Origin of the sequence: Halomonas denitrificans (assembly GCF_003056305.1) — a bacterium.
Taxonomy (GTDB): domain Bacteria; phylum Pseudomonadota; class Gammaproteobacteria; order Pseudomonadales; family Halomonadaceae; genus Halomonas; species Halomonas denitrificans.
In genome coordinates this window covers 50914-72516 of the sequence record NZ_PYVX01000006.1, presented here as the reverse complement: position 1 = coordinate 72516, position 21603 = coordinate 50914, and the positions used below count along the sequence as shown (strand labels likewise).

19 protein-coding genes are annotated in these 21603 nt (G+C 65.8%); 5 read left to right on the top strand and 14 right to left on the bottom strand.

All coding sequences use genetic code 11. The features are described from left to right. Positions 1-104 precede the first annotated feature (104 nt). Both C9F13_RS14585 and aptA read right to left on the bottom strand, forming a co-directional pair. Complete coding sequence (locus C9F13_RS14585; protein ID WP_108447003.1) at positions 105-1595, bottom strand: CoA-acylating methylmalonate-semialdehyde dehydrogenase; 1491 nt, start codon at positions 1593-1595, stop codon at positions 105-107. 195 nt (positions 1596-1790) lie between these two features. Next, on the bottom strand, positions 1791-3146 hold the full coding sequence (gene aptA, locus C9F13_RS14580; protein ID WP_108447002.1) for an omega-aminotransferase AptA: 1356 nt from the start codon (positions 3144-3146) through the stop codon (positions 1791-1793). Positions 3147-3315: 169 nt separating this feature from the next. Here aptA and C9F13_RS14575 point away from each other — a divergent pair, with 169 nt between their 5' ends. From C9F13_RS14575 to C9F13_RS14555, 5 genes are all read left to right on the top strand, one after another. Beyond that, positions 3316-4248 carry a LysR family transcriptional regulator gene (locus C9F13_RS14575; protein WP_108447001.1) on the top strand — a complete coding sequence of 311 codons (933 nt, stop codon included), beginning with the start codon at positions 3316-3318 and terminating at the stop codon, positions 4246-4248. Positions 4249-4694: 446 nt separating this feature from the next. Continuing rightward, a complete protein-coding gene (locus C9F13_RS14570; RefSeq protein ID WP_108447000.1) occupies positions 4695-5567 on the top strand; it encodes a nitrilase-related carbon-nitrogen hydrolase in 873 nt (290 codons plus the stop codon). 93 nt (positions 5568-5660) lie between these two features. Beyond that, positions 5661-7172 (top strand): NCS1 family nucleobase:cation symporter-1, encoded by a 1512-nt coding sequence (locus C9F13_RS14565; RefSeq protein ID WP_108446999.1) that lies wholly within the window; start codon positions 5661-5663, stop codon positions 7170-7172. A gap of 35 nt (positions 7173-7207) precedes the next feature. Next, positions 7208-8647 carry a dihydropyrimidinase gene (gene hydA, locus C9F13_RS14560; RefSeq protein WP_108446998.1) on the top strand — a complete coding sequence of 480 codons (1440 nt, stop codon included), beginning with the start codon at positions 7208-7210 and terminating at the stop codon, positions 8645-8647. A 250-nt stretch (positions 8648-8897) separates the two neighbouring features. Next, on the top strand, positions 8898-9554 hold the full coding sequence (locus tag C9F13_RS14555) for a TetR family transcriptional regulator C-terminal domain-containing protein (protein ID WP_108446997.1): 657 nt from the start codon (positions 8898-8900) through the stop codon (positions 9552-9554). A gap of 105 nt (positions 9555-9659) precedes the next feature. Here the strand turns inward: C9F13_RS14555 and C9F13_RS14550 are convergent, their stop codons facing one another. From C9F13_RS14550 to cofG, 12 genes are all read right to left on the bottom strand, one after another. Continuing rightward, a complete protein-coding gene (locus C9F13_RS14550) occupies positions 9660-10412 on the bottom strand; it encodes an outer membrane protein OmpK (RefSeq protein ID WP_108446996.1) in 753 nt (250 codons plus the stop codon). 97 nt (positions 10413-10509) lie between these two features. Then, positions 10510-11904: an NAD(P)(+) transhydrogenase (Re/Si-specific) subunit beta gene (locus C9F13_RS14545; protein ID WP_108446995.1), complete on the bottom strand. Its 1395-nt coding sequence runs from the start codon at positions 11902-11904 to the stop codon at positions 10510-10512. Between the two features lie 3 nt (positions 11905-11907). Then, positions 11908-12195: an NAD(P) transhydrogenase subunit alpha part 2 gene (locus C9F13_RS14540; RefSeq protein ID WP_108446994.1), complete on the bottom strand. Its 288-nt coding sequence runs from the start codon at positions 12193-12195 to the stop codon at positions 11908-11910. Then, positions 12195-13358, bottom strand: coding sequence for a Re/Si-specific NAD(P)(+) transhydrogenase subunit alpha (locus C9F13_RS14535; RefSeq protein ID WP_108446993.1), 1164 nt, complete (start codon positions 13356-13358; stop codon positions 12195-12197). The genes C9F13_RS14540 and C9F13_RS14535 overlap by 1 nt, the downstream gene beginning before the upstream one ends. A 32-nt stretch (positions 13359-13390) precedes the next feature. Further along, positions 13391-14623, bottom strand: coding sequence for a Zn-dependent hydrolase (locus C9F13_RS14530; RefSeq protein ID WP_108446992.1), 1233 nt, complete (start codon positions 14621-14623; stop codon positions 13391-13393). A gap of 133 nt (positions 14624-14756) precedes the next feature. Then, the gene (locus C9F13_RS14525) at positions 14757-15761 is read right to left on the bottom strand and encodes a TIGR03842 family LLM class F420-dependent oxidoreductase (protein WP_108446991.1); all 1005 of its coding nucleotides are present in this window, start codon (positions 15759-15761) and stop codon (positions 14757-14759) included. A 55-nt stretch (positions 15762-15816) separates the two neighbouring features. Next, positions 15817-16485, bottom strand: a complete 669-nt coding sequence (npdG, locus tag C9F13_RS14520; protein ID WP_108446990.1) for an NADPH-dependent F420 reductase — start codon at positions 16483-16485, stop codon at positions 15817-15819. After that, on the bottom strand, positions 16482-17339 hold the full coding sequence (gene cofE / locus C9F13_RS14515; RefSeq protein WP_108446989.1) for a coenzyme F420-0:L-glutamate ligase: 858 nt from the start codon (positions 17337-17339) through the stop codon (positions 16482-16484). The genes npdG and cofE overlap by 4 nt, the downstream gene beginning before the upstream one ends. Next, positions 17264-17977, bottom strand: coding sequence for a 2-phospho-L-lactate guanylyltransferase (cofC, locus tag C9F13_RS14510; RefSeq protein ID WP_108446988.1), 714 nt, complete (start codon positions 17975-17977; stop codon positions 17264-17266). The genes cofE and cofC overlap by 76 nt, the downstream gene beginning before the upstream one ends. Beyond that, entirely contained in the window at positions 17968-18945 is a 978-nt protein-coding gene (gene cofD, locus C9F13_RS14505; protein ID WP_108446987.1) for a 2-phospho-L-lactate transferase, read from the bottom strand. The genes cofC and cofD overlap by 10 nt, the downstream gene beginning before the upstream one ends. Beyond that, complete coding sequence (gene cofH / locus C9F13_RS14500) at positions 18942-20150, bottom strand: 5-amino-6-(D-ribitylamino)uracil--L-tyrosine 4-hydroxyphenyl transferase CofH (RefSeq protein ID WP_108446986.1); 1209 nt, start codon at positions 20148-20150, stop codon at positions 18942-18944. Before cofH ends, cofD begins: the two co-directional genes overlap by 4 nt. A gap of 28 nt (positions 20151-20178) precedes the next feature. Continuing rightward, positions 20179-21309, bottom strand: coding sequence for a 7,8-didemethyl-8-hydroxy-5-deazariboflavin synthase CofG (gene cofG / locus C9F13_RS14495; protein WP_108446985.1), 1131 nt, complete (start codon positions 21307-21309; stop codon positions 20179-20181). Between the last annotated feature and the right edge of the window lie 294 nt (positions 21310-21603).

Here is a 21603-nt window from a genome sequence, read left to right as displayed (position 1 = left end):
GGCGAGGGAGGCGAGATGCCGGTTGGTTTCCAACGTCAACAGCCGAACCGGGAGGCCCGGTTCGGCTGTGGAGAGGCGGGGGTCGTCTGCTGCCGGTCAGGGCATCAGGAGGGGAAGGAGAACTGGGCCCCCTCGCGGATGCCGGCCGACGGCCAGCGCTGGGTGACGGTCTTGCGCTTGGTGTAGAAGCGCACGGCGTCCGGGCCGTAGGCGGCGAGGTCGCCGAACAGCGAGCGCTTCCAGCCGCCGAAGCTGTGGTAGGAGACCGGCACCGGCAGCGGCACGTTGATCCCCACCATGCCCACCTGGATGCGGTCGCTGAAGTAGCGGGCCGCTTCGCCGTCGCGGGTGTAGATGCAGGTGCCGTTGCCGTACTCGTGCTCGTCGATCAGCCGCATGGCCTCTTCCATGGTCTCGACCCGCACCACCAGCAGCACCGGGCCGAAGATCTCCTCGAGGTAGCAGGTCATGTCCGGAGTCACGCGGTCGATCAGAGTGCCGCCCACGTAGAAGCCGTGCTCGTGGCCCGGCACCTGCACGCCGCGACCGTCGACCACGATCTCGGCGCCCTGGGCCTCGGCGCTGTCGATGTAGCCGCACACCTTCTCCTGGTGGGTCTTGGTGATCACCGGGCCGAAGTCGTTCTCGTCGTCATGGAAGGGGCCGACCTTCAGGGTCTTCATCTGTTCCTGCATCTTGGTGATCAGGGTGTCGGCGGCAGCGTCGCCCACCGCCACCGCTACGGAGAGTGCCATGCAGCGCTCGCCGGAGGAGCCGAAGGCCGCCCCGGTCAGCGAGCTGACCACGTTGTCCATGTCGGCATCGGGCATCACGATGGCGTGGTTCTTGGCGCCGCCCAGCGCCTGGCAGCGCTTGCCGTTGGCGCTGGCGCGGCTGTAGATGGTCTCGGCGATCGGCGTGGAGCCGACGAAGCTCACGGCCTTCACGCGCTCGTCGTCGAGCAGGGTATCGACGGCCTCCTTGTCGCCGTTGACCACGTTCAGCACCCCGGCGGGCAGGCCGGCCTCCAGCGCCAGCTCGGCGATGAACAGTGCCGAAGTGGGATCGCGCTCGGAGGGCTTCAGCACGAAGGTGTTGCCGCAGGCGATGGCCATGGGATACATCCACAGGGGCACCATGGCCGGGAAGTTGAACGGCGTGATGCCGGCGACCACGCCGAGGGGCTGGAACTCGCTCCAGGAGTCGATGCCGGGGCCGGTGTTCCGGCTGTGCTCGCCCTTGAGCAGCTCCGGGGCGCCACAGGCGTACTCGACGTTCTCGATGCCGCGCGCGAGTTCGCCCTGGGCGTCGTGGACGATCTTGCCGTGCTCCTGGCCGATCAGCCGGCAGATCTCGTCGGCGTGCTGCTCCAGCAGCGCCTTGAAGCGGTACATGACGCGAGCCCGCTTGGCGGGCGGCGTGTCGCGCCAGGCCGGGAAGGCGGCCTGGGCGGCGGCGATCGCCGCCTCGACGGTGGCCTGGCTGGCCAGGCCGACCTGGCCTCCGACCTCGCCGGTGGAGGGATTGAAGATGTCCTGGGTGCGCCCGTCGGCGTCGACGCGGGTACCGTTGATCAGGTGGCCAAGGGTGGTCATGTTGGTTCTCTCCAGAGATAGATATCGGGTGTTGATGCGGTGAGCCTGCGATAACGAGCATCGGGAACAAGACAGAGCGAGGGTCTTTTGCCAGGGATGGCAAAAGTAGCGCCCAGGGAAGGGTTCACAGCGCCCTCGCGGCGTCTTGTTGCCGAGTGCGCCCACTCCGCTTCGACGAGGGGCGCAGACAAGGCGTCAGTCCAGCTCGCCGAGGGCGTCGCCCAGGGCGTTGATCAGCCGGTCGATCTCCTCGCGCTCGACGATGAAGGGCAGGCCGAGCTGGATGGTGTCGCCGCCGTAGCGCACGTAGAAGCCCTTCTCCCAGCACTTCATGGCGATCTCGAAGGGGCGGCGGGCCGGCTCGCCGGGGTAGGGCGCGATCTGCAGGGCGCCGGCGAGGCCATAGTTGCGGATGTCGGTGATGTAGCGGCTGGCCTTGGGGTCGCTCCGCAGCGAGTGCAGGGCGTTCTCGAAGATCGGTGCCATCTCCCGCACGCGCTCGATCAGGCGCTCGTTCTCGAGCACGCCCAGGGCGGCCAGGGCCGCGGCACAGGCCACTGGGTGGCCCGAGTAGGTGTAGCCGTGGGGCAGCTCCATCATGTAGTCGGGGCCGCCCTGCTCCATGAAGGTGTGGTAGATCTCGCCCTTCACGATGACCCCGCCCATGGGCACTGCTCCGTTGGTCAGCTGCTTGGCGACGTTCATGATGTCCGGGACCACGCCGAACTCCTCGGCGCCGGTCATCGACCCCATGCGCCCGAAGCCGGTGATCACCTCGTCGAAGATCATCAGGATGTCGTTGGCATCGCAGATCTCGCGCAGCCGCTTGAGGTAGCCCACCGGCGGCGGAATCACCCCGGCCGAGCCGGCCATGGGTTCGACGATCACCGCGGCGATGTTGGAGGCGTCGTGCAGGGCGATCAGCTCCAGCAACTCGTCGGCCCGCTCGGCGCCGCGCTCGGGCATGCCGCGGGTGAAGGCGTTCTCCGGAAGCAGGGTATGGGGCAGGTGGTCGGCATCGATGCCCTGGCCGAACATCATGCGGTTGGCGCCGATGCCGCCCAGGCTGATGCCGCCGAAGTTGACGCCGTGATAGCCCTTGGCGCGGCCGATCAGCTTGGTCTTAGTGGGCTTGCCCTTCTTGCGCCAGTAGGCGCGGGCGATCTTCAGCGAGGTGTCGGCGCTCTCGGAGCCGGAACCGGTGAAGAAGACGTAATCGAGTCCCTTCGGGGTCAGCTCGCGAATGCGGTGGGCCAGTTCGAAGGCCTTGGGGTGGCCGTACTGGAAGGCCGGCGCGTAGTCCAGCTCGCGCAGCTGTCGGGACACCGCCTCGGCGATCTCCGGACGGCAGTGGCCGGCGCCGCAGGTCCAGAGGCCCGAGAGGCCGTCGTAGATCCGGCGGCCGTCGGCCGCGGTGTAGTAGCTGCCCTCGGCGCCGATGATGATCCGCGGGTCGCGCTTGAACTGGCGGTTGCCGGAGTAGGGCATCCAGTAGGCATCCAGCTGCTCGGCGGTCAGGCCCGCGGTCTGCTGGGGAGAACGATCTGACATGGCAGCACCCTCTTGTTGTCATCGTCTTGTTGGCGGCTGTATGGGGAAAGCGTGGCTCAGGGTCGAGCTAAGTTAAATCCAGGCTTGTTTAATCTCATGTAAGCGTTGAGTTAACTTTTCGCCGTGCCCGGCATAGTCTCGGGAGACACATCACCGCGAGGGAGAGGCAATGGCACGTCGCAAGGAGGCCCTGACGGGACAGCTCAGCGATGCGGACCTTCGGCTGCTGAGAATCTATCGCAAGGTCGTGGAGTGCGGTGGCTTCTCCGCCGCCGAGGTGGAGCTCAATATCAGCCGCGCCGCCATCAGCATGGCGATGAATGACCTGGAGACGCGCCTGGCCCTGCGCCTCTGCCAGCGGGGGCGCAGCGGTTTCGCCCTGACCGACGAGGGCGCCGAGGTCTATGAGGCCACGCTGCAGCTGCTGGCGGCGACGGAGGGGTTTCGCACCCGCGTCAACAGCCTTCACGCCTGGCTCAAGGGGGAGCTCAACATCGGCATCACCGACAACCTGGTGACCATGCCGGAGATGCACATCACCGATGCGCTCAGCGCCCTGAAGTCGCGCGGCCCCGGGGTACGCATCAACATCCGCATGATTCCGCCCCATGACATCGAGCTCGGCGTGCTGGATGGCCGCCTGCACACCGGGGTGGTGCCCGCCATCAAGACCCTGCCCGGGCTGCATTACCTCTCGCTCTACGAGGAGACGTCACAGCTCTACTGCGCCCGTGGCCATGCGCTGTTCGATGCCGGGACCGTGACGGAGGAGGAGCTGGCGGGCAGCGATGCCGTGACGCCGGCCTATGCCCAGAGTCCGGAGATCAAGGCCCAGCACGAGTCGCTCATGGCGACTGCCTCGGCCACGGATCGCGAGGGCATCGCCTTTCTGATCCTCACCGGGCGCTATATCGGCTACCTGCCGACCCATGTCGCCGAGCGCTGGGTGCGCGATGGCAGGATGCGCGCCCTCAAGCCCGAGACCTACCGCTACGTCACCCGCTACAGCGCCATCACCCGCAAGGGAGCCCCGCCCAACCTGGTGCTGGAGAGCTATCTCGAGGAGCTCGGACTGCGGGTGGGAGGGGAAAGCGCCCGCTGATCCCGTGTTCAGTCGCCCGGCCATTGCGCTGTAACGCATCAATGAATGTGCCGGGTCCTGCCTCACCATGGTGCGACGCCGACGATCCCATTGCCATGTTGGGGCACCTCGGAAGAGTTTTACCTTTTGGGAAAATTTGTCCTTGACCCGCCGAAAATCGGCTCTTACCTTTACCAAGTGGTAAAAGATGGTGTGGCGAGGTAAGGGTCGAGGTAGTCAGGCGATAACGTCCTGTCTTTCATTGACTAATGAGCTTGCTACCGAGCTTGGAGTCGCAAGGATAAGCCTGCTCTCTTGTCCGGACGGGGTGCCGTCTCCCTTCATCATCTCCTGGTTGCTCATGTATCAATATGAGGATGATGTTTTCCTAATAATACCCTGGGTCAGTTAGAGAGAAATGATCCGGATGGATAAGGTAAGGCTCATAAGAACAAGAGGGTATCCAAATGCGAAAGTTGAAGTGCGGCCTGATCCAGATGGGCCTCAAGGGCGACGCCTCGATGCGTCCCGAGCAGATCACGGAGCGGATGATCGAGGCTCATCTTCCGTTGATCGATGCGGCCGGCCAGCAGGGCGTCCAGGTCCTGTGTTTTCAGGAAGTCTTTACCCAGCCTTATTTCTGCCCTAGCCAGGACAGGAAATGGTACGACGCCGCGGAGCGAATTCCCGAGGGGCCGACCACTCGACTGATGCAGGAATATGCGAAAAAGCATCAGATGGTGATCGTGGTGCCGATCTACGAGGAAGATATCACCGGTGTCTATTACAACACCGCGGCCGTCATCGATGCCGATGGCTCCTACCTGGGCAAATATCGCAAGAACCATATCCCCGATACGGCACCGGGCTTCTGGGAGAAGCTCTATTTCAAACCGGGCAATAGTGGCTATCCGGTCTTCGACACGGCCTATTGCAAGCTCGGCGTCTACATCTGCTATGACCGACATTTTCCGGAGGGATGGCGAGCGCTTGCCCTGAACGGTGCCGAATACATTGTCAATCCTTCGGCCACGGTGTCGGGCAAGAGCCGTTACCTCTGGGAGCTGGAGCAGCCCGCCTCCGCGGCCGCCAATGGCGTGTTCATCGGGGCGATCAACCGCGTCGGAAGAGAAGCGCCCTGGGATGAGCAGATGGGTGAATTCTACGGCTCGAGCTACATCGTCAATCCGCTGGGAAAGATCGAGGCACAGGCCAGCGAGGATCAGGATGAACTCCTGGTGCACGAGATCGATCTGGACCTGATTCGTGAAGTGAGAAACGGCTGGCAATTCTTCCGTGATCGGCGTCCGGAGTCCTATGACGAATTGATCGAGCAATAGACACCGGATCGTTCATGTATCTAGGTGTCGTCACATGACGTCCAAGCCTGGATTGCCCCAGGAATACAACAACAACTCTATGGGTAAGACACGATGAACCATACAAGCGAAGAGACGGTGGTCGGTGGGGTGGCCGATCGCCGTAGCGAGTACTGTCCCGATCTGTGGAACGCCGACCTGGCTCCCGTGGAGAGTTCACAGCGAACCTGGAACTGGCAGAACATCGCCGGTCTCTGGGTCGCCATGGTGGTCTGCGTGCCGGCCTACATGCTGGCGGCGAGTCTCGTGCCCGAGGGGATGTCGTGGTGGCAGGCGGTCCTGACCGTGTTCCTCGGCAACCTGATCGTGCTGGCCCCCATGCTGCTGATCGGGCATGCCGGTACCAAGCACGGCATTCCCTTCCCGGTGTTGCTGCGCGCCTCCTTCGGCACTTCCGGCGCGAAACTGGCGGCCATGATGCGCGGGGTCGTGGGCTGTGGCTGGTTCGGCATCCAGACGTGGGTCGGCGGCTCGGCCATCTATGTCATTCTCAATATCCTCACCGATCATGCGCTGGTCGGAGAGCCGATTCCCGGTCTGGGGATCGACATGGCCCAGTTCCTTTCCTTCCTGGCGTGCTGGGCCATGCATGTCTACTTCATCGCCAACGGCACGGAATCGATCCGCGCCCTCGAGACCTATGCCGCTCCCTTCCTGATCGCCATGTCGCTGGGCCTGCTGGTCTGGGCCGTGGTGAAGGCTGGCGGTCTCGGTCCCATGCTGTCCACGCCGTCCCAGTTCGTCGAGGGTGGAGCCCGGGAGGGGGAGTTCTGGCAGGTGTTCTGGCCGGGCTTGACCGCCATGGTGGGGTTCTGGGCCACCCTGGCACTGAACATTCCGGACTTCACCCGCTTCGCCAAGGACCAGAAGCACCAGTTCATCGGCCAGGCAGTGGGCCTGCCGATCCCCATGGCGCTGCTGGCCTTCATCGCCGTTGCCGTGGCTTCCGCTACCGTGGTGATCTACGGCGAGGCGCTGTGGGATCCGGTCGCCATCACCGAGCGCATGGGTGGGTTCGCGGTCATCATCGCCCTGGTGGCCCTGTTGATCGCGACGGTAACGACCAACCTGGCCGCCAATGTCGTGGCGCCGGCCAATGGTTTCTCCAACCTCAGCCCGGGCAAGATCTCCTTCAAGATGGGGGGGTACATCACCGCCGGACTGGGTATCGCCATCATGCCCTGGAAGCTGCTGGAATCGACCGGCGCCTACATCTTCACCTGGCTGATCGGTTACTCCGCGCTGCTGGGCCCGCTGGCCGGCATCATGCTGGCGGACTACCTGCTGCTGCGAAAGACCGAGCTGTCCGCCGATGATCTGTTCAAGAACAACGGTTGCTACAGCTACCGCAACGGCTGGAACCCGAACGCCTTCCTGGCCTTCGGTATCGCCGTGCTTCCCAACCTGCCGGGCTTCCTGTCCGCCGCCGGTCTGATCGATAGCGTGCCGAGCCTGTTCTCCACGCTCTACAACTATGCCTGGTTCGTCGGGGTGGCCGTCGGCGCCACGGTCTACCTGACGCTCATGCGACTGAGTCGCCCCGCCGTGGTCAGTGCCACGTCGTGACCCTCACCCAGCCTTCTAATAACAAGGAGAAGCATATGTCCGTTCTGATCAAGGGTGGCACCGTCGTCACCGCCGACCACAGCTTCCGGGCCGATGTCTATTGCGAGGATGGCCGGATCTCCGCCATCGGAGAGGATCTCACCGTGCCGGCCTCGGCCGAGGTGATCGACGCCGCCGGGCAGTACGTGATGCCGGGCGGCATCGATCCTCACACCCACATGCAGTTCCCCTTCATGGGGACCGTGGCGAGCGACGACTTCTATACCGGTACCGCTGCCGCCCTCGCCGGCGGCACCACCAGCATCATCGACTTCGTCATCCCCAAGCCGGGACAGCGGCTGATGGAAGCCTACGAGCAGTGGCGAGAGTGGGCCGAGAAAGCCGCCGCCGACTATAGCTTCCACGTGGCCATCACCTGGTGGGACGACTCGGTCCGCGAGGACATGGGGACCCTGGTGCGCGACCATGGGGTCAACAGTTTCAAGCACTTCATGGCCTACAAGAACGCCATCATGGCCGACGACGAGACGCTGGTGAAAAGCTTCCGGCGCTCGGTCGAGCTCGGCGCGATGCCCACCGTGCATGCCGAGAACGGAGAGCTCGTCTACCAGCTGCAGCAGGAGATGCTGGAGAAGGGCATCACCGGCCCGGAGGCCCATCCCCTGTCACGCCCCCCGCTGGTCGAGGGCGAGGCGGCGAATCGCGCTATCCAGGTCGCCCGCGCCATGGATGTCCCGATCTACCTGGTCCATGTGTCCTGCAAGGAATCCCTGGATGCCATCACCCGGGCGAGAACCTCCGGCCAGCGCGTCTATGGCGAGGTGCTGGCGGGTCACCTGACCATCGATGACAGTGTCTATCGCAGCAAGGATTTCGACTTTGCCGCCGCCCATGTCATGAGCCCCCCCTTCCGTCCCAAGGAGCACCAGGAGGCGCTCTGGCAGGGGCTGCAGGGCGGTAACCTGCAGACGACGGCCACCGACCACTGCTGCTTCTGTACCGAGCAGAAGGCGGCGGGTCGCGACGACTTCACCAAGATCCCCAACGGCACGGCCGGCGTCGAGGACCGCCTGGCGATCCTCTGGGACGAAGGCGTCAACAAGGGGCGTTTGACGCCCAGCGAGTTCGTCGCCGTCACCTCGACGAACACCGCCAAGCTGTTCAACCTCTACCCGCGCAAGGGCAGCATCTCGGTGGGGGCGGATGCGGATATCGTGGTCTGGGATCCGCAAGGCTCCCGTACCATCTCCGCCGAGACCCATCACATGAACGTGGACTTCAACATCTTCGAGGGCCGTACCGTCACCGGTATTCCCTCCCACACGCTCAGCCATGGCCGCATCGTCTGGTGCAACGGCGAGCTGAGGGCCGAGCGGGGGGCCGGTCGCTACCTGCACCGTCCGCCCTTTGCCCCGGTGTTCGAGGCCATGGCCAAGCAGCGCGCCCTCCACGAGCCCCAGGCGGTCGAACGCTGATCGTCCCTACCCTGGCGGGGATGCCTCCCCGCCAGTCGCTTCTCCCTTCCGGTAGGTCTTTCCCTCCTTCCTGATGGCTCCTTGCGGTCTTCCGTCCCGTTGCCCTTCGTCGCTGCTGCGCCCCAATGATAGTGAGGGGCTATGGTAGCATTGGTCATAATCGACGAGTCAGCAGCCCCAGGACGGGGCATGCTTGAGGGCGCGTTGGCTTCTTGCCCATGGAGCCGCTGCACAGGGAGTTGGACACCGGATGACTGAACACCAGCATAGGGCTCGACCCAGAAAGCCATCGCCCGCCCGTGAGGCCCAGGAGGCGAAGATCCTGGCCGCGGCCGAGGAGGCCTTCGCCCATCTGGGCTACCATGGGGTCTCTCTCGAGGCGATCGCCGAGCGGGCCGGCCTCTCCAAGCAGAACCTGCTCTATTACTTTCCCTCCAAGGAGAGCCTCTACCACCAGGTGATCCGCAATACCCTGGATCTCTGGATAGAGAAGATGGCCCTGCTCGAACAGGAAGGCGACAGCCCCCGAGCCATGCTCGAAAACTACATCCGTGGCAAGCTGGAGATGTCCCGTTCCCGGCCCAACGGTTCCAAGGTGTTCGCCAACGAGATCATCAGCGGTGCCTCCCACCTGCAGGAGTACATGCGTAACAACCTGCTCCCGCAGCTCGATTCCGATATCGCACTGGTGAGAAGCTGGATCGCCGAGGGCCTGATGGACCCTATCGATCCCGAACACCTGTTCTTCACCATCTGGGCATCCACCCAGACCTACGCCGACTTCTCCACGCAGATCGTGATGGCGCTGGACAAGGAAACCCTGGACGAGGAGGACTTCCAGCGAGCCGGCGATTTCCTGGTCCATGTGATTCTCAAGGGCACGGGCCTGCTGGAGCGTGAGTCCTGAGTGGTTGGCAGGCGCCGCCTAGCCAGGCCTGATGGCATGAGACATGACCGTACGAAAAAGGCGGTGTCCTCGGGACACCGCCTTTTTTCGGCGAGTCGCCGTGGCTCAGAAGTGGAACTTGACCAGCGCGCTGACCGAACTCTCGGTGTCCATGACCTCATCGCGCAAGCCGTACTTGTTGCGCCAGTAGGCGTACTCGATGCCGGCGTAGAGCACCCCGGGATGGCCGTTGAAGTGGCCTAGATCGAGTTTCAGCTGGGGCGTGAAGTTGAGCTCCGACGCGTGATCCGACTCGCCGGTGGAGTAGTCCAGGAAACCATCGAACAGGAAGCGAGCCGGCCCGATCTCGAAGGGCGAGCCCCAGGTCAGCGTCAGCTGGAGGTCATCCGAGACCTCGCTGTTGTTGACGTAGTAGAAGGTGGTGTTGACGTACTGGAAGCCGGGAACATCCCACGCCAGGCTGATACCGGTAAGGTAGTTGTTGAGGTCGGTCTCACCGCCGAACTCGTAGGTGGCCGCCAGCGACAGGTCGCGAATCGGCCCCAGGCCCAGGTCGCGCCCGCTCAGCCAGCTCAGGCTGAGGGCGGGAGAGAATTCACCGTAGACATCGTCCTGGCCGCTGGAGCGGCCGTGGCCCTGATTGACGTCGACGAAGAAGAAGGTGCCGCCCCAGTCGTGGGCCGTCACGTTCTCGAAAGTAAAGAACGTCTGTTCCTGCTGCTCCCTGCCGAAGGCCTGGTACTGGTCGCTGTGCAACAGCGAGATGCTCGAGTCGGAGAACAGTTTCTCTGCCTGAGCCGAGGAGATACCGGCGATCGTCAGGCAGGCGATGGCGATACCGCGCTTGCAGTGCGTCATGGTGCGTCTCTTGTCGTTATTGTCGTGAAGGATCCCGCATGGGAGGTTCACGGAAGGAAGGCGAGGGCCGAGGCCCCCGCACGTGTGACGACTCGTCTCAGGCGGCCTCGTTGAGGGCCCCCGTGAGGTCGAGGATCGCCTGCTTGCCATCGCCGAAGAGCATCAGGGTGTTGTCCTTGGCGAACAGCGGATTGGGCAGGCCGGCAAAGCCAGGGCTGAGGCTGCGCTTGACCACCACCACGGTGCGCGCCTGGTCGACGTCGAGGATCGGCATGCCGTAGATGGGACTCCCCTTGTCCTCGCGAGCCATGGGGTTGGTGACGTCGTTGGCGCCAATCACGATCACCACGTCGGTCTGGGCGAAGTGCGGGTTGATCTGCTCCATGGATTGCATCTTGTCGTAGTCGACTTCCGCCTCGGCGAGCAGCACGTTCATGTGTCCCGGCATGCGTCCCGCCACCGGGTGCAGTCCGTAGATCACCTCCGCCCCGCGGCGCTCCAGCGTATCGGCCAGGTCACGGACCGCGTGCTGGGCCTGGGCCATGGCCAGGCCGAAGCCCGGGACGATCACCACCCGCTGGGCGGTTTCGAGCAGCATGCTGACTTCCTCCGCCGAGGAGGACTTGACCTTGCCGGCATAGACCTCGTCGGCATCCATGGCCTCACCGCCGTCCTCGGACAGCGAGCCGAACAGCACGCCGGCCAGGGAGCGGTTCATGGCCACGCACATGATGCGGGTCAGGATCAGGCCGGAGGCGCCCACCAGGGCCCCGGAGACGATCAGCACGGTGTTGCCCATGATGAAGCCGGCGGCGGCGGCGGCGATGCCCGAGTAGGAGTTCAGCAGGGCGATGACCACCGGCATGTCGGCCCCGCCGATGGGTACGACCAGGGTCACCCCCAGGACCAGGGCGATGGCGGTCAGCACCAGCACGAGGCCGATGCCGCCATGCCCCGCGGCCAGGCTGGCGACGATGGCCAGTGCGGCGACGAGCAGCACGCCGTTGAACAGCGTGATGCCCTTGAAGCCCATGGGGCTGCCGGGCAGCAGCTCCTGCAGCTTGCCGAAGGCCACCGCGCTGCCCGTCAGGGTCACGGCACCGATCAGTACCGTCAGGCCGATCGCCGTGAGGCCGACGATGCCGGACGCGGCCACCGGACCGTTGGTGGAGAGGAAGCTGGCCACGGCCACGGCCAGGGAGGCACCGCCACCGAAACCATTGAGCAGCGCCACCATCTGCGGCATGGCGGTCATCTGGATGCGGGTGGCCAACAGCACGCCGATCGTGGCCCCGAGGATGGCGCCGGTGAGGATCCAGCCATAGGAGAGGATCGACTGGTCCAGCAGGGTTACCACCACGGCCAGCAGCATGCCGATGGCCGCCATCAGGTTGCCGCGCACCGCGGTGCGCGGCCGCGTCAGGCCCTTGATGCCGCCGATGAACAGCACGGCGGAGAGCAGGTAGCAGAGATTCACGAATGACAGGCTCATGGCTTAGCCCCTCCGACTGAACATGCGCAGCATGCGGTTGGTGACCATGAACCCACCCACCACGTTGATGGTGGCCAGGGTCACGGCAATCATGCCGAGCACCGATACCCAGAGGCCGCCGACCTCCCCGGACCCGGCGGCGAGCAGGGCCCCCACCAGGGTGATGCCGGAAATGGCGTTGCTCCCTGACATCAGCGGGGTATGCAGGGTGGCCGGGACCTTGGTGATCAGCTCGACCCCCAGGATCACGGCCAGCACGAACAGCGACACTTGCATGATGATCATGTCCATTACGCCACCTCCTCGCTGGCCTTGACGGGAAGGGAGAGGCGCTCGCGAATGCGTGTGGCGCGAACCTCGCCCGCGTGAGTCACCACGGTCTCGTCGAGGATCTCGTCCTCGAAGTCCAGGTACAGGTCCCCCTGGTCATCCAGCAGGTGGCGCAGCAGGTTCTCGAGATTGCGGCCATACATCTGGCTGGCATGGTGGGGCAGGGTGGCGACGAGATTGCGCGGGCCGATGATGGTGACGCCATAGACGCTGACCACCTCGCCCGGCTGGCTCAGCGCGCAGTTGCCGCCGCGTTCGGCGGCGAGATCGACGATCACGGCGCCGGCCTTCATGCCCTTGACCATCTCCTCGGTGATCAGCACCGGCGCCTTGGCGCCGGGGATCGCCGCCGTGGTGATGACCACGTCCTGCTGGGCCAGCACCGCTCCCATCTGGGCGCGCTGACGATCGAGGAAGGCATCATCCTGCTCGCTGGCGTACCCGCCCTGCCCCTCGGCGGCCGAGGTGTCCAGGTCCAGCTCGACGGGCTTGGCGCCCACCGAAAGGATCTGTTCCCGGGCCGCGGGGCGGACGTCGTAGGCCTCCACCACGGCACCCAGCCGCTTGGCCGTCGCGGCGGCCTGCAGCCCGGCGACCCCGGCGCCCATGATGAAGACCCGGGAGGGATTCAGGGTGCCGGCGGCGGTCATCATCATCGGGAAGATGCGCGGCGCCTGGGCGGCGGCCAGCAGCACGGCCTTGTAGCCGGCGAGGGTGGCGATCGAGGAGAGTGCGTCCATGCTCTGGGCGCGGCTGATTCGCGGCACCAGCTCCAGCGCGAGGGTCGTGATGCCGCGCCTGGCCAGGTCACTGAAGCGGTCGGACTGGCTGAGCGGATCCATCAGGCCGATACAGACGTGGCCCTCCCTCAGGTCGGCCAGACCTTCCGCGTGGGAGGCATCGACGCAGAGGATGATCTCGCCCTTGTCCAGCAGCTGGGCCCGCGTCTCGAGGATCTCGGCGCCCGCCTCGCGATAGCTGGCATTGGTGAAGCCGGCGGCGTCGCCGGCGCCGGTTTCCACGAAGACCTGGCAGCCGCGGTCGGCCAGGGCCGAGACGTTCGCGGGGGTCAGGGCCACCCTGGCTTCGCCAGGATGACGCTCCCGCATGACGGATAGTCGCATTGTTGTTCTCCAGGGTCCCTTGGGACTCGTCTTCAGTCGTTGGCGCGTTCCAGCACCGCCTTGAGCAGCACATCGCAGCCGGCGGCCAGATCGTCGGCATCGGCGCGCTCCAGCTCGTTGTGACTGATCCCGTCCTCGCAGGGCACGAAGATCATCGAGGTGGGCGCGACCCGCGCGATGTAGCAGGCGTCGTGGCCGGCGCCGCTGACCATCTCCCGATGGCTGAGGCCGAGGGACTCGGTGGCCTTGCGGACCGAGGCCACGCAGTCACGGTCGAAGGGCACCGGCGGCGAGTACCAGATCTGCTCGAAGTCCATCTCCAGCCGGAGGTCCTCGACGATGCGCCGGGCGCCTTCCCGCAGCGCCTGGTCCATCCGTTCGAGAACCGCGGCATCGGGGTGGCGGAAGTCGACGGTGAAGAACACCTGGCCGGGAATGACGTTGCGCGAGTTGGGGAAGACCTGCATCAGGCCAACCGTGGCGCAGGCATTGGGCTGGTTCTCCATGCCGATGCGGTTGACCATATCGACGATGCGGGCGGCGCCCACCAGGGCATCGCGGCGGGTCGGCATGGGCGTCGGGCCGGCATGGGACTCCTGGCCGGTCAGCGTGACCTCGTACCAGCGCTGCCCCTGGGCATCGGTCACGACACCGATCTGCTTGTTCTCCGCCTCGAGGATCGGGCCCTGTTCGATATGGGCCTCGAAGAAGGCCTTGAAGGGGCGGCCGCCGACCTCGTCGCTGCCGGCATAGCCGATACGCGCCAGTTCCTCGCCCATGGTCTTGCCGTCCAGGTCGGCGCGGCTGAGGCCATACTCCAGGTCGAAGGCGCCGGCAAAGACGCCGGAGGAGACCATGGCCGGCGGGAAGCGGGATCCCTCCTCGTTGGTCCAGACCGAGGCCTCGATGGGCGCCCGGGTCTCGATGCCGTGGTCGTTGAGGGTGCGGATCACCTCGAGCCCGGCGAGCACGCCATAGACGCCGTCGAACTTGCCGCCGGTGGGCTGGGTGTCGAGGTGGCTGCCCATGACCACCGGCGGCAGCGAGTCGTCCTGGCCGGCACGACGCGCGAAGATATTGCCCATCTTGTCGACGCTGATCGTGCAGCCGGCCGCCTCGCACCAGCGCACGAAGAGGTCGCGCCCCTGCTTGTCGAGATCGGTCAACGCCAGGCGGCAGCAGCCGCCCTTGTCGGTGCCGCCGATCTCGCCCATCTCCATCAGGCTGTCCCACAGGCGCTGCTTGTTGGTGCGGATGTCTTGCATGATGTGCCTCGCGAAATGTGGTCCTAAGTCGTGAACAGGGCGCAGGGGTCCCCGCCAGGCCTGTGGAGAGGCTGGCCCCGTCGTATCTTGGGTTGGCGTAGAGGCCGGTGGCATCGCCACCGGCCACCTGGGGTCAGTCGCGGAAGCGCGGGATGATGTGCTCGCCGTACTGGGCGATGATGTTTTCCTCGTCGCCGTTGTCCAGGTAGATATTGAAGTGGGTCATGCCCGCTTCCTTGAGATGGCTGAGCTTGGTGACGTGGTCCTCGGGCTGGCCCAGCACGCAGAAGCTCTCGACGATCTCCGGGGTGATGAAGTCGAGGTAGGGGTTGTCGCTCTGGCCATGCTTGGAGTAGTCGTAGCCCTTGCGCTTCTCGATGTAGTCGGTGAGGCTCTTGGGCACCAGGCCGCTGTCGGTACCGTATTTCTCCACGATGTCGGCCACGTGGTTGCCGACCATCGCCGGGAACCACTTGGTGGACTCGATACAGCTGGCCTTGTCACCGAAATAGGCGGGGGCGGCGACGATGACCTTGTAGTCGGCCATGTCGCGACCGGCCTCTTCCCCCGCCTTGACGGCCTGGTTGCCGAGCCATTCGACCAGGTAGGGATCGCCGATCTGCAGGATCACGCCATCGCCGACCTCGCCGGCGGTCTTGAGGGCCTTGGGACCATAGGCGCCGATATGGACCGGCAGCTCGTAGCCATCTGCCCAGGGGAACTTGACCGGTTCCGGGCACTCGCCATAGATCACTTCCTCCCCGCGCACCATGGCCTTCACCTTGTGGGTGAACTCGGCCACGCGGGCCAGAGTGGCCGGCTTCTTGCCCATTACCCGCACGGAGCTATCGCCGCGGCCCAGGCCGACGTCGAAGCGCCCGCCACTCTGCTTGGCCAGACTGGCGAAGAGGCTGGCCGCCAACGACCAGTCGCGGGCATTGGGATTGGTGACGCAGGGCGCGAAGCGCATCCGGGTGGTGTGTTCCATGCACATGGCGATGGCCGGGTAGCACTCGCGCCAGAGGATGTGCGAATCGTAGAACCAGCAGTAGTCGAAGCCTGCCTCCTCGGCCTGCTTGACCAGGTTGCGGGCGCGGTCGGGGCTGACGAATCCCTTGAAACAGATGCCGAATTCCATCGTGGTGTTCCTTCTGTTGTGATTGTTGGTCTTGCTCGTCTCGGTGCGTGGCACTTCAGGCGCCGGGGGCCCAGATGCGAATGCCCGCATGGGTAAAGGGCACCTTCTTCGAGATGTTGAGGCGGATCAGGATGGGGGTGATGGCCTCGATGCAGCGGGCGTTGACGGCCGGCCCGGCGTTGTAGGCCTGCACATCCAGCTTGCGAATCAGGTCGATGACCGCTTCCTTGGCGGCCAGGTCGTTGCCGCACACCAGCACGTCGCAGTTGATGCCGTGGTCGAGGTCGTTGAGAGTGGTCGCCGAGACGTTGTGCAGGGCGCCGACCACCGGGATGGCGTCGCCGAGCAGGGCCTGGGCCGCCTCGGTGGCCGAGCCGGCGGCGGGCATGTCGACCTTCTTCGGGTCGCCATCGGCCAGCGGTACCACGATGTCGATCAGGATCTTGCCGGGCAGCAGGTCGCGAATCGCCTCGAGGGTGGCGTCGTGGGCCGCGTAGGGCACCGCGAGGATGACCATCTCGTCGGCGGCGCTCACCGCCCCGCGCAGGTCGTGGCCCCCGATGGCCGCGGCCCCCGGGGACAGCTTGGCCTGGAGTTCGTCGGCGGTCGCCTGGGCGCGCTCGGCGTCCCGTGAGCCGATCACCACCGGCATGCCGGCGCGGGCGAAGCGCAGGGCCAGGCCTCGGCCCTGGGGGCCGGTACCACCAAGAATTGCAATGCTCATCGGAACAGGTCCTCTTGTTGGGGTCTTATCAGCTCGTTCGCTGAACTCTCGCAGGGGTGCCAGTCGATGCCGCGAAACAGCACGACCGGCGTCTTGTCGCTCTTGCCCATCACCAGTCCCGAGGCCGCGGCCAGCTCGTCGGCCAGGGCCGGCATAGTCACCGACAGCACGCGGCCGAAGGCGTCGCGCTCGCCCACCATGTCGATGCGCGCCGGAACCCGGGCCAGGCCGATGGCCACGTTGACCAGGCCCATGCGCCAGGGGCGGCCGAAGGTGTCGGTGACCACGATGCCCAGGCGTACCCCGAAGGCCGCCTCGAGGCGTTCGCAGAGTCGCAGGGCGCTGGCATCGGGATCCTTCGGCAGCAGGATAATGGTCTCCTCGGCACCGACGTTGGACTCGTCGACCGCCGCGTTGGCGCAGATGAACCCCAGGCGATGCTCGGCGATGAGGGTGCCCTCGTCCTGCTCGGGTCGCTTCACGGCCCGCACCACCCGGGTCGACTCGCGCAGGATCGCCTCGACCTTGCGCGGGTCCTTGTTGACCTGGCGGCCCAGCTCCTCGGCCTCGGCGCTCGGGGTGATATCGGCCAGGGCCACGACCTGCCCCTCGGCCTTGGAGATCACCTTGTGGGCGACCACCAGGATGTCGCCGTCCCGCAGCGACTGGCCACGACGCGACAGCGTCTCGATCAGGATCTGCGCCAGATCGTCCCCCGGCACGATGTCGGGGATGCCGGGCACCGTCCCGATGGTGACGTCGGCGTGGCAGGGCGAGCTCACGGGATCGTCAGCCAGGTGGCCCAGGGCGTCATCGAGGATGGGGTCGGGTGGCGTGTCGAGCAGAGATTCCATAGCTTCACCAGCTCCTGCGGCGCGTCGCCGCTGCGTTGACGAACGAGAGAGTCCAGGGTGTCGAGGTCCTCGGGGGTATCGAGGTCGAAGCGAAGATGTTCGAGGTCCAGCATCCGGCAGGGCACGCCCTGCTGCTGTGCCGCCTGGCGATGTGCCTCGCTCGAGTTCCTCCCGAAGTGGAACGGCAGCACGTCGGGAGGCGTGGTCAGCAGGGCGTTGGTGCCGCCGTCGCTGGCCGGGCAGATCAGCACCGAAGGCCCGGGCCGCGGGGCGTCGAGCAGCTGACGCAGTTCGGCCTCGTCGAGATGGGCGATATCCGCCGGGATCAGCAGCTGGGCCGCATAGCCTTGCCGGCGGCTCCATTCGGCGGCCAGGGTGGCCGCGGCGGAGAGTCCCCGCGGACGGGGTTCCATCAGCACGCTGGCATCGTAGCGGCGCGCCAGATCGGCGATGGTCGATGAAGCGGTGACCACGAGCAGGTCATGCTCGGGCAGGCGCTGGCGAAAGAAGGCCAGGGTGCGCTCGCACAGTCGGCGCGCCAGCGCCGAGCGGCGATCGGGGGCCAGGACCTGGCCGAGACGGCTCTTGGCCTCGCCGAAATCCTTGACCGGGATGACGATCAGGGTGTCTAGAGACATGACGGGGCCTCCTCGTGCGGGAGCGGCTCTCCGGCGAACGCCAGGACCTCCCGGGCCAGGCGTGCCTTGTCGGCCGTATCGCGCATCAGGGTCTCGGTGACCCTGACCGCGAGGCCACGCCTGGCCAGGGCGGTGGCGTCGTCAGCGTCTTGTGCGTCGATCACCAGGCCGTCGATCAGTCCGGCATAGCGCTCGGCCACGCCCAGGTTGCTGCAGGCGACGCCGGCTGCGACCAGCATGCGGTCGGCGGGGCCCTTGACCGTGCGCCCGCCGATCAGCGGCGAGACCGCGATGCGTCGGGCGCGGCTGCGCTCCACGGCCTGGCGCATGCCGGGAATCTCCAGGATCGGGGCGATGCTGACCACGGGATTGCTCGGGGCGATCAGCAGCAGGTCGGCCTGCTCGATGGCGGCCAGGGCCTCGGGCGTCGGACGAGCCTCGGCGAGGCCGTCGACGTGGATCTCGAGGACCTCGGGGCGGCACTGCTCGCGCACGAAATACTCCTGGAAGGCCAGCCAGCCGGCCGGTGTCTTGACCCGGGTCTGCAGACGGTCATCGGTGGGCAGCACTAGGTCGAGCGTCACGCCCAGGCGCTGGGCAATGCGCTGGGCGATGACGCTCGGCCGCATCCCCTGGCGACGCAGCTCGGTGCGGTAGATGTGGGTGGCAAGATCCTGGTCCCCGAGGTACATCCAGGTGTCGCGGCCCAGCCGTGCGAGGCCGTCGAGCACGCGGTGGCTCTCGTTGGCCAGGCCCCAGCCCTTCTCGCGGTCGATGAGCCCGGCCAGGCTGTAGGTCAGGGTGTCGATGTCCGGCGAGACCCACAGGCCATGGAACTCCTGGTCGTCGGCCACGTTGCCGATCACCGTCAGCTGCTCCGGCGCGCAGACGGCGGCCAGGCCGACGGCGAGCTTGGCGCCCCCCACGCCGCCGGCCAGCAGCGTGATGCGTGGCTGGCCCCCGTTCATTCCAGGCCTCCCGCCACCCGGGGCAGGTGCGATGCCGGGGCATCGACGACCTCGAGATGCCGATAGAGGGTGTTGCGGCGCACCGGCTGGCGGCCCATCTGGCGGATCATGCCGGCCAGGTCGTCGGGCCGCATCTCCTGACCATGATCGCCGCCCGCGGCGCGGGAGATGCTCTCGTTCATCAGGGTGCCGCCGAGATCGTTCACGCCGGCGGCCAGCATCTCGCGGGCCAGGTCGGGCCCCAGCTTGACCCAGGAGGCCTGGATGTTGTCGATCCAGCCGTTCAGCATCAGTCGGGCCACCGCGTGCATGCGGATATGCTCGAGACGACTGGGCCCCGGACGGACCCCTTCGTGCTCCAGGAACAGCGGGGTCTTGTAGTGCACGAAGCCCAGCGGCACGAACTCGGTGAAGCCGCCGGTCTCCTTCTGGATCTCGCGGAGCAGGGCCAGGTGGGCGGCCCAGTGCTCCGGCCCGTCGATGTGCCCGTACATGATGGTTGAGGTGGTGGGCAGGCCCTGGCGGTGAGCCGTCTTGATGATCTCGACCCACTCGGCGGTGGTCAGCTTGTCGCGGGTCAACTGCTGGCGGATCTCGGTATCGAGGATCTCCGCGGCGGTGCCGGGCATGGATCCGAGGCCGTGATCGACCAGGTCGCGGATGAAGTCGTCGTAGCCGAGACGGCTCTTGCGGGCGCCGAACCAGATCTCGAAGGGCGAGAAGGCATGGATGTGCATGTCCGGCAGGGCGCCCTTGATGGCCTTGAGCATGTCGCGATAGAAGTGGCCCGGGATGTCCGGGTGCAAGCCGCCCTGGATGCACACCTCGGTGGCCCCGCGGTCCCAGGCCTCCTGGGCCCGCCGCGTGATTTCCTTGAGATTGAAGAACTCGGCGTCCGCATCGTCCTTGCGCTTGGCGAAGTTGCAGAAGCGGCAGCCCATGTAGCAGACGTTGGTGTAGTTGATGTTGCGGGTGATCACGAAGGTGGCGGCATCGCCGACCCGTTGTGCCCGCAGCCGGTCCGCGGTGGCGGTCAGGGCATCGAGCTCGGCTCCCTCGACACCGAACAGACGGACGGCATCGGCTTCGCTCAGCTCCTGCCCGCCCAGGACTCGCTCCAGGACCTGGCGTGTCGAGGTTCCCACGCCGGCCCGATACAGCTCGGCGGGGAAAGGGGCGTGGAGATTCAGGGTTGTGCTGTTCATGGAGGCACTCCTGCTCAAAGGCATGGGGTCAGTGGCACTGCTGCAGTGCCAGGCCATCGGCACGGGCGATGCCGGATAGCCGAGAGGCGATGGAGGGGGTGAAGAACGGCTCCGGTGACTGCCTCAGGTAACGGGGGTAGACCGCCAGGCGCTCCTCGAGCCCGAAGCCGCAGCGGGCCGTCGCCTGGCGCAGGGAGGCGATCTGGGGCCAGGCGCGCTCGGGATTGATGTGATCGATGGTGACCGGCGAGATGCCTCCCCAGTCGTTGATCCCGGCGTCGATATAGGCCGCGAAGCGCTCCGCGAGATTGGGCGGGGCCTGAAGACTGATCGAGGGGTCCAGCAGCAGGCGGGCCAGCACCAGGGTGCGCACCATGTCGTCGAGACTGGGCTCCGGGTGGCCAGCCATGGCCGTGCCGGGTTTGGCGCGAAAATTCTGGACGATGACTTCCTGGATATGGCCGTAGCGGCGGTGCAGGTCGTTGATGGCCTGCAGGCTGTCGACCCGCTCAGCCCAGGTCTCGCCGATGCCGATGAGGATGCCGGTGGTGAAGGGCACGCCCTGGCGGCCCGCACGCTCCAGGGTTCGCAGGCGCTGCACGGGCACCTTGTCCGGGCAGGCGAAGTGGGCCTCACCTCGCTGCAGCAGGCGCCGGCTGACGTTCTCGAGCATCATGCCCATGCTGACGCTGACCGGCTTGAGCCTCGCCACGTCCGCGTCCGACAGGGTGCCGGCATTGACATGGGGCAGCAGCGAACTCTCGTCCAGCACGCGGGCACACATCTCGGCGAGGTAGTCGATCATGCTGTCGTGTCCCAGCGCCGCCAGGGCCTCCCGGGCCTCGGGATAGCGCAGCTCCGGCTTCTCGCCGAGGCTGAACAGCACCTCCTTGCAGCCCAGTCGCTCGCCCTCGCGCACCACCGCCATGACCTCTTCGGGATTCATCACCCGGGCCGCAGCCGAGCCCGGCTTCTGCACGAAGGTGCAGTAGCCACAGTCGTCGCGACACATGTTGGTCAGCGGAACGAAGACCTTGCGGGAGTAGGTGAGCGTCTCGCCCCAGTGCTTGTCACGCAGCTGGGCTGCACGAGCGGAGAGAGCACGGAATTCGCTATCGGACGCCGTTTCCAGCGCCAACGCCTGCCGACGGGTCAGCATGATAAGCAGCGCCTCCTGTTATTGTTGTGCGCTTTTTTGGTGTTCCGGCTGGCCTTCCGCGATTCGCGTTTTTACCAACTGGTAAATTTCAATCTAGAGCATTTTTTTCCACTTGGTCAAACTTTTTTGGGCGGTCCCCTTCGTGGTCGAACGGCGGCGGGTCTTGCGGGCGATGGGCTGTGGAAAGGTAAGCGTTTGCTGTCATGAGATTAACGATTCATGGGTTTAATCCCGTGGTGGTCGGGCTCAGGCTGAGGTCGGCAACCTGCCCGTCAATAACGACAACAAGGAGCG